This is a genomic window from Devosia litorisediminis (assembly GCF_018334155.1).
Taxonomy (GTDB): domain Bacteria; phylum Pseudomonadota; class Alphaproteobacteria; order Rhizobiales; family Devosiaceae; genus Devosia; species Devosia litorisediminis.
Genome location: NZ_JAGXTP010000001.1, coordinates 2,589,918 through 2,603,794 on the forward strand (window position 1 = coordinate 2,589,918; position 13,877 = coordinate 2,603,794).

Below are 13,877 nucleotides of genomic sequence, written 5' to 3' on the forward strand. Positions count from 1 at the left end.
ATCAGATTGATAAAATTAACGGCGTTTGCAGGATCGTCTTCGGCTTTTCGCGCCGCGGGATTAGCCTTCATGTGCCGGGTGAGAACAGCGTAAAGCGGCGACCCAGTTGTGAGCCCGATCCGGCACGGATCGGCATGCTGAGGGGACGACCGAGAATGGCGCATCTCAATTTCGACCACGCACAGAGCAAGCCAAGCGGCACCCGCGCACAGGCGCGCGCCGCCAACCATGTCCATCACGCCCAGATCATGCTGGTTGCGGCAGGGATGACCGCGATGGGCATTGTAGCCGTGGCCGCCACGATGATGACCACCCTGCTCTAGCAGCAGAAGTCGCTATGTCGGCTCTGCGCGCCCCATGGCTGGGCGCGGCCTGTCCGCACATGCCCTGAGCGGGCAATACCCTCACCGCATGGCTGGATTGACCAATTGGGCCTACCGCAAAGCAGGCGGCGCGCCCATTTGTCTAGTCATGAAAGCGACCCGGCAATTCGGTTGGGTCTTATGAGGAACTGGCTATGAGCAATCCGCGCAAAACTTTGTTTGCGACCCTTGGCACCGTGTTCGACGTGTTCGGCAGCGCTGCTGCCGCCGCGGCGGCTGTTGAAGGTGGGCGTGCGCCCAAAGCCAAGCACCTCAAGACCCTCGGGATTGATTCCGACGCTTTCCGTTCGATCGGCAAGCGCTAGATCTCCTGGCAGCAGGGCGCGTCCCCTCCCTGAGCGACCTGCGCCGCGCACCCGACCTGACGTAAGAAAGCCCGGGCACCCTTGATTGGGTGGCCGGGCTTTTGCTTGCGTATTTACGCGCAGATCAGGCCGAGAGCTTGCTGGCCTGACGCAGTGGCACGCGCTTCTGGGCGAAGGTGGTGAGCAGACTGGTGGTGTCTTCCGCTGAACACGGGCGGGAGAACAGGAAGCCCTGCCCCAGCTTGCAGCCCAGTTCGGCCAGCGCCTGAACCTGATCGGCGGCCTCGATCCCTTCAGCGACAATCTTCATGTCGAGCTTGCGGGCCACCTCGATGATGCACCCCACAATGGTGCTGCTGGCAGCGTCGGAGCCGATACGGTCAACGAATGACTTGTCGATCTTGATGACATCAACCGGGAAGCTGAGCAAATGGGTCAGCGAGGCAAAGCCGGTGCCGAAATCATCAAGCGCTACCAGAACGCCACGCTCACGCAGGGCGCTGACGGTCTTGGGGACCTGATCGATGCCGCCCATGAAGACGGCTTCGTTGACCTCAAGGGCGATGTGGTGGAGCGGCACGCGGGCTGCACCAAAGGTGTCAACGATGCGCTGTTCGAGGTCACCGCGCAGGAAATCGCCCGAGGTGACATTGATGCCAACATGCTGGAAATCAATGCCGTCATCGAGCCATTGGCGGACATCGCGGGCGACCTGATTCATGATCTGGCCGGTCAATTGCCAGGCAATGCGCGGATCGGCGAAGGCGGCGTGGAATTCGCCGGCGCTGGCAATGCGCCCATCAGGCATGCGCATGCGAGCCAGCGCTTCTACGCCGACGATCTCGGCAGTGTCGAGGCGGACGACTGGCTGGTAGTGCGCCAAGATGCGGTTTTCGCTCAGCGCCAGATCGACATCGCGCACCATGCGGGCGCGTTCGAGCATGGAAGTACGCAGATCGGGGGTGAACCGGACAAAGCCGCCGCGACGAATTTCCTTGGCGTGATAGAGCGCGAAATCGGCGTTCTGACGCAATGAGCCACTGTCTTCGCCGTCAGCGCCGAACAGGGCACCGCCAAGAGTGATATGGGGATCGATGGCCTGGCCATCGGCGTGGATCAGACCTGCGGCGGCCTCGATAATGGTGGTAGCCGCATCGTGCAGGCAGGTTTCGGTGCCGCAGGCGGGCACCAGCACGGCGAACTCGTCGCCGCCCAACCGACAGGCCACCAGGCTGGAATGGGCACCGGCAATGCGCTCGGCCAGGGTGCGGATCATCAGATCACCAACCACATGACCGACAGTGTCGTTGACGACCTTGAGATGATCAATATCGATCAGTAGCAGACCGAACGGGGCCTTATGCGAGACGGCATCTGCCAGCAATTCATCGAAGTGCCCGCGATTGGGCAGCCCGGTGAGGACATCGAAATAGGCAAGTCGTTCGCTGCGCGCGCGGACCTTGTCGTGATCGATAGCAAGGGCGCACAGATGCAGGCAGGTCTGGACGATATCGCGTTCCACCACATTGGGGCCGCGACAGGTGCGATAATAGAAGGCGAAGGTGGCCACTGTCTGGCCGTTCTTGTCGCAGATCGGGCTGGACCAGCAGGCCCGCAAACCCAAGGGCTGCGCCAATGCGCGATAATCGGCCCAGAGGGGGTCGTTGTCGATATCGGTGACCATTACCGGCTGTTTGGTGTAGGCAGCGGTGCCGCACGAGCCGGTTTGTGGCCCAATGGGAAGATCAACAAGCGCCGCAGAGAACTCTGGTGGCAGGCTGGGAGCCGCAAGCGGCTGAACCCGTCCCGCGCCATCAATGGCGAGAATGGAGCAGATGGCGCCGGGGGCCATGGCTTCGGCCCGGCGGCACAGCAACTCGGCGATCGACGCAATCGTCTCGCCGCGAGCGACTGCTTCAAGCACCTCGGTCTGCAAATGCAGCAATAATGCACTGTCGGTGACCATGAAAACCTCTCACCGGTCGCTTCAGAACAAAAACGCTGTACCACCACGTTTTATCACGAGGCTTCACTATGACGCACAAGCTTGAGGCAGGCGTTAAACGCCATGGTTAGGCAGGTCTTACAGATGTTGTGACAAAGCCGAACGCATCGTGATCAATACGTCGCCCGACCGCCCGAGAGATCGAAGACGCTGGCCGTGGTGAAGCTGTTGTCACGACTGACCAGCCAGGCCACCATGGCGGCAGCCTCATCGACCTCCAGGAAGCGCCCGCGCGGGATGCGCACCAGCATGTAGTCGATGAATTCAGGGGTCAGGGTGTCGAGAATGGCGGTCTTGGCCGTCGCGGGAGTGATGGCATTGACCCCGATATCGAATTTGGCCAGTTCCTTGCCCAGCGACTTGGTCAGCCCGATAACGCCTGCCTTGGCGGCTGAATAGGCCGAGAGGTTGGGATTACCCTCCTTGCCGGCAACCGAGGAAATATTGACGATGCGCCCGTAATTGCGGGCCTTCATGGCGCCAATCACCACCTTGTTAACGTAGAAGGTGCCGTTGAGATTGACCTCGACAACACGACGCCATTCGTCCGGGTCGTAATCCTCCAGGCTGGCATTGGAGCCAGCAATGCCAGCGGAGTTGACCAGGATCGATACCGGCCCGATCTGGCGTTCGACTTCGGCGTGAGCGCCCAGCAGGCTGGCATAATCGGTGATGTCCACGACCATGGATGAGGCGGCCGCCCCCAGGGCCACTGTGGCCTGTGACAGCACCTGGGCGTTGGAATCCCACAGGCTCACCTGAGCGCCGCTGTCGATCAGCCGCTTGGCGATGGCGAAGCCCAGCCCCTGGGCGCCGCCGGTGACAATGGCGACCTGGTCGCGAAGATCGATCTGGTTCATGCGTGCTGGCCTCGGAATGACGACGGGTCAGGCAGACTGACGCGGGCATGCCGCGGCGCGCCGAGTCTCCCCCTGAGCCCATAGTGCGACCTGTGCGCCGGCAGAAACAAGCCCGCGACGGCGCGAAGTGTCAGGTTGAGTCTGATGGCGGATAGCGGCGTGATGCACCTGGACGGTACGGCTCACGCTCGCGTGTTGAACGGAACGGACAGCAAATCCGCCCGTTCTGCCCTGGATATTCAAGGAGCGAGCATGTCCACGATCACGACCATCAACCCTGCCACCGAAGAGGAAATCCAGACCTATAACCGGATGAGCGAGGCTGAGGCGATTGACCGGGTCGAGGCCTGCCACACCGCGTTTGTGGAATGGCGCACGCTATCGCATGCAGAGCGCGCGCCCTATCTGAACAAGATCGCGCAGGAACTGCGCGACAATGCCGATGAGCTGGCCGCGCTGATGACGCAGGAGACCGGCAAGCTGATCAAGGATGGCAAGCGCGAGGTGGAAATCTGCGCCGCGATCTTTGAATACACCGCCAAGAATGGCCCAGACGCGCTGGCCGATGAAGAGCGCACCCATGGCGCCAAGCAGAAGCGCGGCGTGGTGAGCTACCAGCCCATTGGCGTGATCTACTCCATACAGCCATGGAACTTTCCGCTCTACCAACCGGTGCGCGTGCTGGCTGCCAATCTGATGGCGGGCAATGGCTGTGTGCTCAAGCATGCCAGCATCTGCACCGGCTCAGGGCTGCGCCTGCGCGAATTGTGCATCGCAGCGGGCCTGCCCGAAGATCTGTTCCAGGTCGTGCTAATCGACCACGACATCAGCGACAAGCTGATTGCGCACCCCAAGGTGCGCGGCGTGACCCTGACCGGCAGCGATAGCGCGGGCCGTCATATTGGCGCTGTGGCTGCCAAGGCGCTGAAGAAGACCGTGCTCGAACTGGGCTCGAACGACGCCTATCTCGTGCTCGAAGATGCCGACATTGATACCGCCGTGAAATATTCGGTGATGGGACGGCTCTACAATAATGGCGAAACCTGCGTCTCGGCCAAGCGCTTCATCGTGACCGAAAAGGTGTATGACGCCTTTGTCGATGCCTTTGTCGCCAAGATGAAGGATATCAGCCTGGGCGATCCGACCGACGAGAACAGCCAGCTTGGGCCCCTGTCGAGTCAGGACCAGTTTGATACCGTCAAAAGCCAGGTTGACGAGAGCGTCGCCAAGGGCGCGAGCGTCCTGTGTGGTGGCACGGCGCCTGACCGGACGGGGGCGTACTACCCCGCCACGGTGTTGGCGGACCTGAAACCCGGCATGCCCGCCTATGACGACGAAATCTTTGGGCCGGTCGCCTCGATCATTCGCGCCAAGGATGACGAGGACGCCATGCGTCTGGCCAATGAAAGCCGGTATGGACTGGGCGGCGGCATCTTTTCCAAGAATGAAGAGCGTGCGCTGGAACTGGCACGCGACCACTTCGATACCGGCATGATCCGCATCAATTCGTTCGGCGCGGCCGACCCCAACATGCCATTCGGGGGCGTAAAGGATTCCGGCTATGGCCGCGAACATGGCGGCTTCGGCATGAAGGAATTCGTCAACACCAAGGCGATTTTCCTGCCGTAACCGCGCGGCGGCGCCGGTTTTCCGGTGTTCCGCCCACCTTTTCGACATCCCGCGCGACATACGCAACCCAAATCAAAATCCGAGCTTAGGAGCATAGTTATGAGCATGAATATTCTTGTTGCCGGCGCAACCGGCAAGACCGGGCGCCAACTCGTCCAGGCCCTGATCGATCAGGGTCACCAACCCACAGCCCTGGTGCGCGAAAGCTCGGACACCAGCGCCCTGCCCGCGGGTGCGAACCTGCGCCAGGGTGATCTGACCGATCTGCAGGCGGGCGTGTGCGAGGGCATGGATGCAGTCGTCTTTGCAGCAGGCTCGGGCGGCTCAACTGGTCCCGAAATGACCGACAAGGTGGATCGCGACGGCGCGCAACGCCTGGTCGATCTGGCGCGCGCGGCGGGCGTATCCCGCTTTGTCATGCTGAGTTCGGTCGGCGCCGACCAAGCCAATCCTGAAGGCAAGCTGGCGCATTATCTCAAGGCCAAGCACGCCGCCGACGAACACCTCAAGGCGTCCGGCCTGACCTACGCCATCCTGCGCCCGGTTGCCCTGACTGATGATGGCCGTAGCGACAATGTGATTCTGGGCGAAGACGTGGACAAATCCGCCGAAGCCTCCCGCGCCGACGTGGCGCATGTGCTGGCCGAGGCCGTGACGACCGGTCGATATGATGGGCAGGCGCTGAACCTGCAGTCAGCTTAGCTCAGAGCAAAGCCGCGCTGGAAACGCCCTCGGGCATCACGAACTGGTCTTTGTAAAGAAAAGGTGGTGCCCGGGACCGGAATCGAACCAGTGACACGCGGATTTTCAATCCGCTGCTCTACCAACTGAGCTACCCGGGCAAGTGGGCGGAAGGTCCGCCCGGCTGAAAGCCATGGGCCTTATAGGGGATGGGTTTTTGCCGTGCAAGCGCGAAAAGCGCCTGTTGAAAATCAGTTTGCACGATTGGCGAGAAACTGGCGGGTCAGCTCGGGTTTTTGGGGCGATGGACGGCGCAAATGGATCAGAATTCGTCGTCCTGATCGTAGCTGGGGATGGAATTGTCGTTCTCGGACATAGGCTCGTCATCGCGCGCGGGGATGACATAGCCGCCGGTAAGCCAGCGATTGAGGTCCACATCGGCGCAGCGCTTTGAGCAGAAGGGCTTGAAGGCCTCAACGGCAGGCTTGGAGCAGATGGGGCATTTTTTGGCGGCGGCTGGGGTGGCCATCAGACGCCCGACAGCGTGGACTGATTGAGCCAGTTGAAATGGACTGGATAGCCCTCGCCGGCCAGCAATTGGGCGGTTTCCATCAATGGCAGGCCAACCACGCCCGAATAGGAGCCGGTGAGCTTGACGACAAAGGCAGCCGCAATGCCCTGGATGGCGTAGCCGCCAGCCTTGCCGCGCCATTCGGCGCTGGCCAGATAGGCTTCCATCTCGCGGGTCGAGAGCCGCTTGAAGCGAATGCGGGTTTCCACCAGCCGCTGGCGCTTGGCGCCCGAGGGCGTGAGTACCGTCAGGCCGGTATAGACGCGATGGGCCCGCCCCGAGAGCATGGACAGGCACTCGCTGGCCTCTTCCATGGTTTCAGCCTTGGGTAGAATGCGCCGCCCGACAGCAACGACCGTATCGGCGCCAAGCACCAATGCGTCAGCACCAAAGCCCGCAGAGCGGGCCTTGTGTTGGGCGGTCAATGCCTTGAGGTCGGCCAGACGCTGCGCGAGCTTGCGTGGCAGCTCGCCCTTTTCAGGGGTCTCATCGACATGGGCGGGCACAAGGTGCTCGGGCTCGATGCCGATTTGATTGAGCAATGCCAGCCGGCGCGGCGAGGCGGAGGCCAGGATCAGGTCCGGACGGCTGGCCATCGCGTTAGCCTTACTTGAAGCGGTAGGTGATGCGGCCCTTGGTCAGGTCGTAGGGCGTCATTTCGCACAGGACCTTGTCACCAGCGAGGACGCGAATGCGATTCTTGCGCATGCGGCCAGCCGTGTGGGCGATGATCTCATGTTCGTTTTCCAACTTGACCCGAAAGGTCGCATTGGGAAGCAATTCCACTACCACGCCCGGAAATTCGAGCACTTCTTCCTTTGCCATACTGTCTCCAGATAAGACCCCGCGCAGCTCGGAATGGCGCGCCAGGGGTCGGAAATTGGGCGGAACCTACTTCAATTCATCGGGTTTGTGAACCACCGGAAACCAGTGACTCCAACCGCTCCCGAACACGCCTTGAAAGCGTGTCCCGCAACTCGCGATATGCACCGAGAACAACGTCGCGATTGCCCTCGACAAGTGAGGGGTCCGCAACCTGCCAGCGCTCGACAGCGCCCGCCTCCAGACCCTTGCGGGCGACGGCTTCCGGGGCATCATCGGACAGGCAGATCACCAGATCAAAATGGTTGGCCACCAGCTCGTCGAGAATGTGGGGCGTGTGCACGCTCATATCAATACCGACTTCTTCCATGACCTGATGGACGAACTGATCGGCCTTGCCGCCATTGACGCCAACCGAGCGGGCGATGATGCGACCTGGGAAAGCCTTGCGCGCGAGCGCGGCGGCGATAGGCGAGCGCACCGAATTCATCGAGCAGACGAACAGCACGGTGGGCAGCTCGGATTTGCTCTCGTCAATGCGGCTGGCATAGGGCTGGACGGCACAGATCAGGGTGAACAAGCGCCGGGCGGTATTGAGATCGATGATCAGCTTGTTATCGAGCCGGGTACGCAGCAGTTCGGCCGCTTCATTGTGCATGCCGCGCCGGGCCATATCGACCGTTTCGATCTGGAAGGGCTGAGCGGAGCGGATCGCCTCATAATAGGCATCGCGAATGCGGAAATAATCGCGGATCAGGCGCCGGAACGGGGTGAGCGAGAGATAGTGCGCGGCAATGGGCTGGAAGGTATCGGGATTGCGCACGTCAAGCACGATGGAATTGCCGACGATAGACATATGCAGCGCAAACGGCCCCTTGGCGCTGACGCGGGCGGGGCGGAAACTATTGTCCTCGAGCAGATCATAAATGGCGATGCGCCACTCATGCACCTCGTCAGGGTTGATCGAGGTGATGGTGTTGGGGTCCAGCGTGACGGTCACCAGCCGATCGGTCTTGGTCGGATCGGCTTTGGTGCGCGTTTCCGTGCCCATCACCATGCCTAGCGGTTCAGCCGGATGGAAATGGAGCGACCGTGGCCATGCAGCGCCTCGACCTCGGCAATGGTCACCGCCGCCTCGGCAAGTGCCGAGAGCGAGGACGGATCACAGCCCAGAATGGAGGTGCGCTTCATGAAATCGAGCACACCCAGGCCCGAGGCAAAGCGCGCCGAGCGGGCGGTGGGCAGCACGTGATTGGAGCCGCCAACATAATCGCCAATGGCTTCTGGGGTGTGGTGGCCCAGGAAGATCGCACCGGCGTGGCGGATGGCGCCCATAAAGCCCTGCGGATCATTGATGGCCAGTTCGACATGCTCTGAAGCAATGCGATTGGCCAGAATGGCAGCTTCATCGAGCGAGCAAACGGTGATGATGGCGCCGAACTCATCCCAGCCCTGGCGTGCAATCTCCTCCTTGGGCAGCAGTGCGAGTTGGCGATCGACTTCGGCGTCGACCGTATCGGCCAGGCCCTTTTCGGTGGTGACCAGAATGGACTGGGCACCTGCCCCGTGTTCAGCCTGCGCGATCAGATCGGCGGCGACCCAGGCGGGATTGGCCGAGCCGTCGGCGATCACCAGCACTTCGGAGGGACCGGCGATCATGTCGATGCCGACCTGGCCGAAAACCTGACGCTTGGCCGTGGCAACATAGGCATTGCCGGGGCCGACAACCTTGTCGACCTTGGGAATGGATGCGGTGCCATAGGCCAGCGCAGCGACGGCCTGTGCGCCGCCAATGCGGTAGATCTCGGTGACGCCAGCAATCTGGGCAGCGAGCAGAATGGCGGGATTGATTTCGCCATTGGGGGTAGGCACGACCATGGCAATGCGCGCCACGCCGGCCACCTTGGCTGGCACGGCATTCATCAGCACCGACGAAGGATAGGAGGCCAGTCCACCCGGCACATAGATGCCCACGGCATCGACCGGGGTCCAGCGGGTGCCCAGGGTAACGCCGAGCGGATCGGTGTAGATGTGGTCTTCGGGCTTCTGCTTGGCATGGTGCGCCCAGATGCGATCATGGGCCGTCTGCAACGCGGCGCGGATATTGTCGGGAACGCTGGCCGCGGCGCTGGCGATTTCCTCGGCCGAGATGGCGAGCGTATCAAGTGCGACATTGGCGTGGTCGAACTTGTTGGTCAGCTCGACCACCGCCGCGTCGCCGCGCGCGCGCACGTCTGCGATGATACTGGCCACAGCGTCGTTGACGTCCTTGCTGGCTTCGCGCTTGCCTTCAAGCAGCTGCACGAAGCGCTGCTCGAAATCACTGTCAGCGGCATCAAGACGAATGGGCATCAGCAGTCCTTAGTCGAGAGAGTGGGCCGGCTTGGCCGCGGCGGCCCAGGCGGCACCAAGATCGCTCAGCCGGGCTTCGAGGCATTCAACGCCGAGACGGACGGTACCGCCACCGGCAAAGCTGAGTTCAACGATACCGGCCGGGCCGTCAATGGATTTGAAGGTTATGGCCAGCAATTCCAATACACCCTCGGGCGCGGCTGGATCAAAACCATTGGTCACGACTGACTGGACCGCGTCAAAATGCAGCGCGGTGCGCTTGCGCACGCCCTTGTCGCGGCGGGATTTGCCCGATTCCCAGTCGAAGCGGTTCATCAACAGCGCAAAGCGGCGATCGCCGCGCGCATAGCCCATGTCGGAAACGCGCAGGACGGCGTCCTGTACATGGGCGGAAATGACTTCGAGGTCTTCGGTGTCGAGCGCGAGCAGCTTCAGGTCGGTCATGGATGGTCGGCCTTTGAGTTGGAAGGACCGTATCTGGTCACCCCGCTTCCGATCTACAAGCTTGATCGGTGTTGAGCAATGCGGCCAGCGCAAAAAGCGCGGCCCGCGAGAAGCCACCGTGCAATGGATTTTACTTGTTACTGACTGACCAGTCAGTTATTAACAAGCAATAGCTGGAGAAATGCCATGGGCGAAGACACCAAAAAATTCCGCCGTCGCGCCGAGGCCAGGCCTGACGAAGTGCTTGATGCAGCACTGGCGGTGTTCGTAGAAAAAGGCTTCGCGGCGGCCAAGGTGGACGAGGTCGCGCGGGCTGCCGGGGTCTCCAAAGGGCTGGTCTATCTTTACTTTCCCTCCAAGGAAGCGCTGCTTGAGGGCATCGTGAAGCGCGCGCTTGCGCCAGTTGCCGACCACGCGGTGGAAGGTCTGGCGCATTTTGACGGCGACCCGCGCGAGGCCATCACCATGCTGCTGACCATTCTGTGTCGGCAGTTATCCGACCCGGCCAAGCTGGCAGTGCCCAAGCTGGTGCTGAGCGAAGTGGTGCGGTTTCCAGAGCTGGCAGCGATGTATCGGCGCGAAGTGCTCGACAAGGTGCGGCCGGCACTGGAGGGCATGGTGGCGCGCGGCGTGGCCAATGGGCAATTGCGGCCTATCGATCCGGAGATGGCAGTGCGCTCGATCATCGGGCCATTGATGGCCCATATCGCCATGAGCGAATTGTTCGACATCCGACCCGATGACGGTCTGGCCATGGAGCGCCTGCTCAAGAGCCATCTCGACATCCTGTTTTACGGCATGAGCGAGGCCCGGCCATGAACGAATTTTTTGCGGCCATCCTGGCAACGCTGATGGCGATCCTGCCCGGTGGCGCAGCGGTCGACACAGGTTATGTGGGCTATCTGGAAGCCGACTATGTCTATCTGGCGCCAGCCAGCGGCGGGCGCATAGCCGAAATAGCGGTGCATGAGGGTGAGGCCGTCGCGGTGGGGCAGTTGCTGTTCAGCCTCGATGACCGACAGCAACAGGCACTGCTGGACGCAGCACAGGCCCGGGTCGCCTCGGCAGAAGCCACGCTGGACAATCTGGTTACCGGCGGGCGCAGCCAGGAGATCGATGTGATCCGCGCAACACTGAGCAAGGCGCAATCGGATCTGGTGCTGGCGCAATCCAACCTGGCTCGCAGTGAAAAGCTGCTCGCGCTGGGGACGGTGCCAGAAGTGCGGGTCGAACAGGACCGCGCCGCGCTGAACGCAGCGCAGGCGCAGGTGAACCAGTTGACGGCACAGGTCGGGGTGGCCGAGTTGCCGGCGCGCAATGCCCAGCAATTGGCAGCTGAAGCCAATTTGAACGCTGCCCAGGCCGATGCACGCCGCGCGGCACTTGAGCTGGCTGACCGTCAGACCAGGGCACCGGTTGCGGGACTGGTGGATCGCCTGTTCTACACGACCGGTGAAATGGCCACCGGGGCGCCGGTGCTGTCGATCCTGCCCGCCGGCGCCTTGAAAGCCCGGTTTTTTGTGCCGGAGACCGATCGGTCCGGCCTGGCGCTGGGAGATCAGGTAGCGGTGGGGTGCGACGGGTGTTCGGCGATGCGCGCCACGATCAGTTATCTGGCGCAGGAGCCACAGACCACGCCGCCCGTGATCTATTCGCGTGAGGAGCGCGGCCGGCTGGTCTATCTGGTTGAAGCCGAACTGGCCGAACCCGGCACACTTCAGCCCGGCCAACCCGTGACGGTGACCCGATGAGTGCGGCGCCGGTCATTGATGTGCGGGGCATGACCAAGCGGTTTGGCGACAAGCTGGTGGTCGACGCCTTTGACATCACGGTGCCGCGCGGGGCGATCTACGGCTTTCTGGGCCCCAATGGCTCGGGCAAGACGACCACCATCCGCATGTTGTGCGGTTTGCTGGTACCCGATGCGGGTGAAGGCAGCTGTCTTGGATTTGATGTGCGCCACCAGGCAGGCGAGATCAAGAAACAGGTCGGCTACATGACGCAGAAGTTCAGCCTGTATGAAGACCTGTCGATCCGCGAGAATCTGGACTTCGTGGCCCGCATGTACGGGATCAAGAACCGCAAGGTGCGCGTGACGACGGCGCTGGAAGATCTGGGACTGGCCGACCGTGCCGGACAGCTCGCGGGCACGCTTTCGGGCGGCTGGAAGCAGCGGCTGGCGCTGGCTGCCTGTCTGATTCATGACCCCAAATTGCTGCTGCTGGATGAACCTACAGCGGGCGTGGACCCCAAAGCTCGTCGCGATTTCTGGGACGAAATCCGACGGTTGAGCAAGACCGGCGTGACGGTGCTGGTATCGACCCACTACATGGACGAGGCCGTGCAGTGCGATTTCATCACCTATATCGCCTATGGCAAAAAGCTGATCGATGGCCCCGCAGGCGACATTCCCGCAATTGTCGGCCTGACCACCTGGAGGGCCGAGGGACCCGAACTGGCTGCGCTCGAAACGGCGCTGGCAGGTCAGCCGGGGGTGGCGCAGATCGCGCGTTTTGGGTCGACCCTGCATGTGTCGGGCACGGATGCCCAGGCGCTCGAGACCACCGTGCGTGCCTTTGAGGCCAAGGGAGGGCAACGCTGGAGCCTGCAGCCGGCAGGGCTGGAAGAGGCGTTCATCTATCTGATGGCGGGGGCGCAGGACAATTTCTCGCGGGATGCAGCATGAGCCTGTTCTCCCTGTCCCGCTTTGTGGCCGTGCTGGCCAAGGAATTCATCCAGATGCGACGCGACCGCGTCACCTTCGCGATGATGATCGTGCTGCCGATCATGCAGTTGATGCTGTTCGGCTTCGCGATCAATGCGGATCCGCGCGATCTGCCGACACTGGTGGAGGTCAATGATGACGGGCCGCTGGTACGTGCCATGCTGGCGGGCATGGAGACCTCAGGCTATTTTGATTTCACCGGCGTGGTGCACGGGCCCGCCGAGGGCGAGGATGCGCTGCGGCGCGGTGTGGCCAGCTTTGTTGTGGTGATCCCGGCCCATTTTGAACGCGATGTGGTGCGCGGGCTGCGGCCCGACATTCTGCTGGCGGCCGATGCGGCGGACCCTGCTGCCATCGGGGGCGCTGCAGCCGCGCTGGGCGGTATTATCAATGGCGCGGTGAACCAGACATTGACCGGGCCGCTGGCAAGTGTGGCGGGGTCCCCTGCCCCGTTCGGGGTGATACTGCATCGGCAGTACAATCCCGAGGGCAAGACCTCGACCAATATCGTGCCGGGGCTGCTGGCGATCATCCTGTCGATGACCATGGTGATGATCACCGCCGTGGCCATCGTCAAGGAATATGAGCGCGGCACCATGGAAATGCTCATCTCGACGCCGGTCAAACCGTTCGAGGTGATGCTGGGCAAAATCCTGCCCTATGTGCTGGTCGGCTATGTGCAGACAGTGGTGTTTCTGGTGGCCGCGTTCGTGGTGTTCTCGGTGCCGTTCGAAGGCAGCTTCCTGGCCTTTTTCATCGGCTTCAACCTGTTCATTCTGGGCAATCTGGCGCTGGGTTTTCTGATTTCGACCGTAGCACGCAGTCAGATGCAGGCGATGCAGCTGAGCTTTTTCACCATCTTGCCGTCGATCCTGCTGTCAGGCTTCATGTTCCCGTTTGCCGGCATGCCCGGCTGGGCGCAGATGCTGGGCACAGGGGTCCCGGCGACCCACTTCATCCGGCTGGTGCGCAAGGTCATGCTCAAGGGCGCCGACAGCGCCGATGTAACCAGCCAGTTTGGCGCACTGGCCATCATTCTGGTGGTGTTTTCGCTGCTGGCAATGCTGCGCTATCGGCAGACGCTGGACTAGCAGCGTCTG

Annotated in this window: 16 protein-coding genes and 1 tRNA gene; 8 read left to right on the forward strand and 9 right to left on the reverse strand. The window is 62.0% G+C overall.

What is annotated here, in order from left to right; translation table 11 throughout:
- The first annotated feature begins 155 nt into the window (after positions 1–155).
- Complete coding sequence (locus KD146_RS12355; RefSeq protein ID WP_212658958.1) at positions 156–323, forward strand: hypothetical protein; 168 nt, start codon at positions 156–158, stop codon at positions 321–323.
- 194 nt (positions 324–517) lie between these two features.
- Entirely contained in the window at positions 518–688 is a 171-nt protein-coding gene (locus tag KD146_RS12360) for a hypothetical protein (RefSeq protein ID WP_212658959.1), read from the forward strand.
- 124 nt (positions 689–812) lie between these two features.
- Here the strand turns inward: KD146_RS12360 and KD146_RS12365 are convergent, their stop codons facing one another.
- Entirely contained in the window at positions 813–2,654 is a 1,842-nt protein-coding gene (locus KD146_RS12365) for a putative bifunctional diguanylate cyclase/phosphodiesterase (RefSeq protein ID WP_212658960.1), read from the reverse strand.
- Between the two features lie 152 nt (positions 2,655–2,806).
- Positions 2,807–3,553, reverse strand: a complete 747-nt coding sequence (locus KD146_RS12370) for an SDR family NAD(P)-dependent oxidoreductase (RefSeq protein ID WP_212658961.1) — start codon at positions 3,551–3,553, stop codon at positions 2,807–2,809.
- A gap of 252 nt (positions 3,554–3,805) precedes the next feature.
- Between KD146_RS12370 and KD146_RS12375 the strand changes: the two genes are divergently transcribed.
- Positions 3,806–5,182: an NAD-dependent succinate-semialdehyde dehydrogenase gene (locus tag KD146_RS12375; protein WP_212658962.1), complete on the forward strand. Its 1,377-nt coding sequence runs from the start codon at positions 3,806–3,808 to the stop codon at positions 5,180–5,182.
- Between the two features lie 99 nt (positions 5,183–5,281).
- Positions 5,282–5,884 carry an SDR family oxidoreductase gene (locus KD146_RS12380; RefSeq protein ID WP_212658963.1) on the forward strand — a complete coding sequence of 201 codons (603 nt, stop codon included), beginning with the start codon at positions 5,282–5,284 and terminating at the stop codon, positions 5,882–5,884.
- Positions 5,885–5,948: 64 nt separating this feature from the next.
- On the opposite strand, the gene KD146_RS12385 is transcribed toward KD146_RS12380, so the two are convergent.
- The 7 genes from KD146_RS12385 to KD146_RS12415 all read right to left on the reverse strand — a co-directional run bounded on the left by KD146_RS12385 (position 5,949) and on the right by KD146_RS12415 (position 10,052).
- Positions 5,949–6,024: transfer RNA gene (locus KD146_RS12385), tRNA-Phe, on the reverse strand.
- A 161-nt stretch (positions 6,025–6,185) separates the two neighbouring features.
- Positions 6,186–6,392, reverse strand: coding sequence for a DNA gyrase inhibitor YacG (gene yacG / locus KD146_RS12390; protein WP_212658964.1), 207 nt, complete (start codon positions 6,390–6,392; stop codon positions 6,186–6,188).
- On the reverse strand, positions 6,392–7,030 hold the full coding sequence (locus tag KD146_RS12395; protein ID WP_212658965.1) for a Maf family nucleotide pyrophosphatase: 639 nt from the start codon (positions 7,028–7,030) through the stop codon (positions 6,392–6,394). The genes yacG and KD146_RS12395 overlap by 1 nt, the downstream gene beginning before the upstream one ends.
- Before the next feature lie 10 nt (positions 7,031–7,040).
- Positions 7,041–7,259: a translation initiation factor IF-1 gene (infA, locus tag KD146_RS12400; protein WP_046138947.1), complete on the reverse strand. Its 219-nt coding sequence runs from the start codon at positions 7,257–7,259 to the stop codon at positions 7,041–7,043.
- A 76-nt stretch (positions 7,260–7,335) separates the two neighbouring features.
- Positions 7,336–8,313 (reverse strand): UPF0262 family protein, encoded by a 978-nt coding sequence (locus KD146_RS18500; protein ID WP_212658966.1) that lies wholly within the window; start codon positions 8,311–8,313, stop codon positions 7,336–7,338.
- 2 nt (positions 8,314–8,315) lie between these two features.
- Entirely contained in the window at positions 8,316–9,608 is a 1,293-nt protein-coding gene (gene hisD / locus KD146_RS12410) for a histidinol dehydrogenase (RefSeq protein ID WP_212658967.1), read from the reverse strand.
- A gap of 9 nt (positions 9,609–9,617) precedes the next feature.
- Entirely contained in the window at positions 9,618–10,052 is a 435-nt protein-coding gene (locus tag KD146_RS12415) for a DUF2948 family protein (RefSeq protein WP_212658968.1), read from the reverse strand.
- A 186-nt stretch (positions 10,053–10,238) separates the two neighbouring features.
- Here KD146_RS12415 and KD146_RS12420 point away from each other — a divergent pair, with 186 nt between their 5' ends.
- From KD146_RS12420 to KD146_RS12435, 4 genes are read left to right on the forward strand one after another with little or no spacing between them, the layout of a single operon-like run.
- Positions 10,239–10,871: a TetR/AcrR family transcriptional regulator gene (locus KD146_RS12420; protein ID WP_212658969.1), complete on the forward strand. Its 633-nt coding sequence runs from the start codon at positions 10,239–10,241 to the stop codon at positions 10,869–10,871.
- Positions 10,868–11,803, forward strand: coding sequence for an HlyD family secretion protein (locus tag KD146_RS12425; protein WP_212658970.1), 936 nt, complete (start codon positions 10,868–10,870; stop codon positions 11,801–11,803). Before KD146_RS12420 ends, KD146_RS12425 begins: the two co-directional genes overlap by 4 nt.
- Positions 11,800–12,738, forward strand: a complete 939-nt coding sequence (locus KD146_RS12430) for an ABC transporter ATP-binding protein (protein WP_212658971.1) — start codon at positions 11,800–11,802, stop codon at positions 12,736–12,738. Before KD146_RS12425 ends, KD146_RS12430 begins: the two co-directional genes overlap by 4 nt.
- Positions 12,735–13,868, forward strand: a complete 1,134-nt coding sequence (locus KD146_RS12435) for an ABC transporter permease (RefSeq protein WP_212658972.1) — start codon at positions 12,735–12,737, stop codon at positions 13,866–13,868. The genes KD146_RS12430 and KD146_RS12435 overlap by 4 nt, the downstream gene beginning before the upstream one ends.
- The last annotated feature ends 9 nt before the right edge of the window (positions 13,869–13,877 follow it).

Coding starts and splice junctions, on each gene's coding strand:
- KD146_RS12355 (WP_212658958.1), top strand. CDS start 156: ATGGCGCATCTCAATTTCGACCACGCACAGAGCAAGCCAAGCGGCACC.
- KD146_RS12360 (WP_212658959.1), top strand. CDS start 518: ATGAGCAATCCGCGCAAAACTTTGTTTGCGACCCTTGGCACCGTGTTC.
- KD146_RS12365 (WP_212658960.1), bottom strand. CDS start 2,654: ATGGTCACCGACAGTGCATTATTGCTGCATTTGCAGACCGAGGTGCTT.
- KD146_RS12370 (WP_212658961.1), bottom strand. CDS start 3,553: ATGAACCAGATCGATCTTCGCGACCAGGTCGCCATTGTCACCGGCGGC.
- KD146_RS12375 (WP_212658962.1), top strand. CDS start 3,806: ATGTCCACGATCACGACCATCAACCCTGCCACCGAAGAGGAAATCCAG.
- KD146_RS12380 (WP_212658963.1), top strand. CDS start 5,282: ATGAGCATGAATATTCTTGTTGCCGGCGCAACCGGCAAGACCGGGCGC.
- yacG (WP_212658964.1), bottom strand. CDS start 6,392: ATGGCCACCCCAGCCGCCGCCAAAAAATGCCCCATCTGCTCCAAGCCT.
- KD146_RS12395 (WP_212658965.1), bottom strand. CDS start 7,030: ATGGCCAGCCGTCCGGACCTGATCCTGGCCTCCGCCTCGCCGCGCCGG.
- infA (WP_046138947.1), bottom strand. CDS start 7,259: ATGGCAAAGGAAGAAGTGCTCGAATTTCCGGGCGTGGTAGTGGAATTG.
- KD146_RS18500 (WP_212658966.1), bottom strand. CDS start 8,313: ATGGTGATGGGCACGGAAACGCGCACCAAAGCCGATCCGACCAAGACC.
- hisD (WP_212658967.1), bottom strand. CDS start 9,608: ATGCCCATTCGTCTTGATGCCGCTGACAGTGATTTCGAGCAGCGCTTC.
- KD146_RS12415 (WP_212658968.1), bottom strand. CDS start 10,052: ATGACCGACCTGAAGCTGCTCGCGCTCGACACCGAAGACCTCGAAGTC.
- KD146_RS12420 (WP_212658969.1), top strand. CDS start 10,239: ATGGGCGAAGACACCAAAAAATTCCGCCGTCGCGCCGAGGCCAGGCCT.
- KD146_RS12425 (WP_212658970.1), top strand. CDS start 10,868: ATGAACGAATTTTTTGCGGCCATCCTGGCAACGCTGATGGCGATCCTG.
- KD146_RS12430 (WP_212658971.1), top strand. CDS start 11,800: ATGAGTGCGGCGCCGGTCATTGATGTGCGGGGCATGACCAAGCGGTTT.
- KD146_RS12435 (WP_212658972.1), top strand. CDS start 12,735: ATGAGCCTGTTCTCCCTGTCCCGCTTTGTGGCCGTGCTGGCCAAGGAA.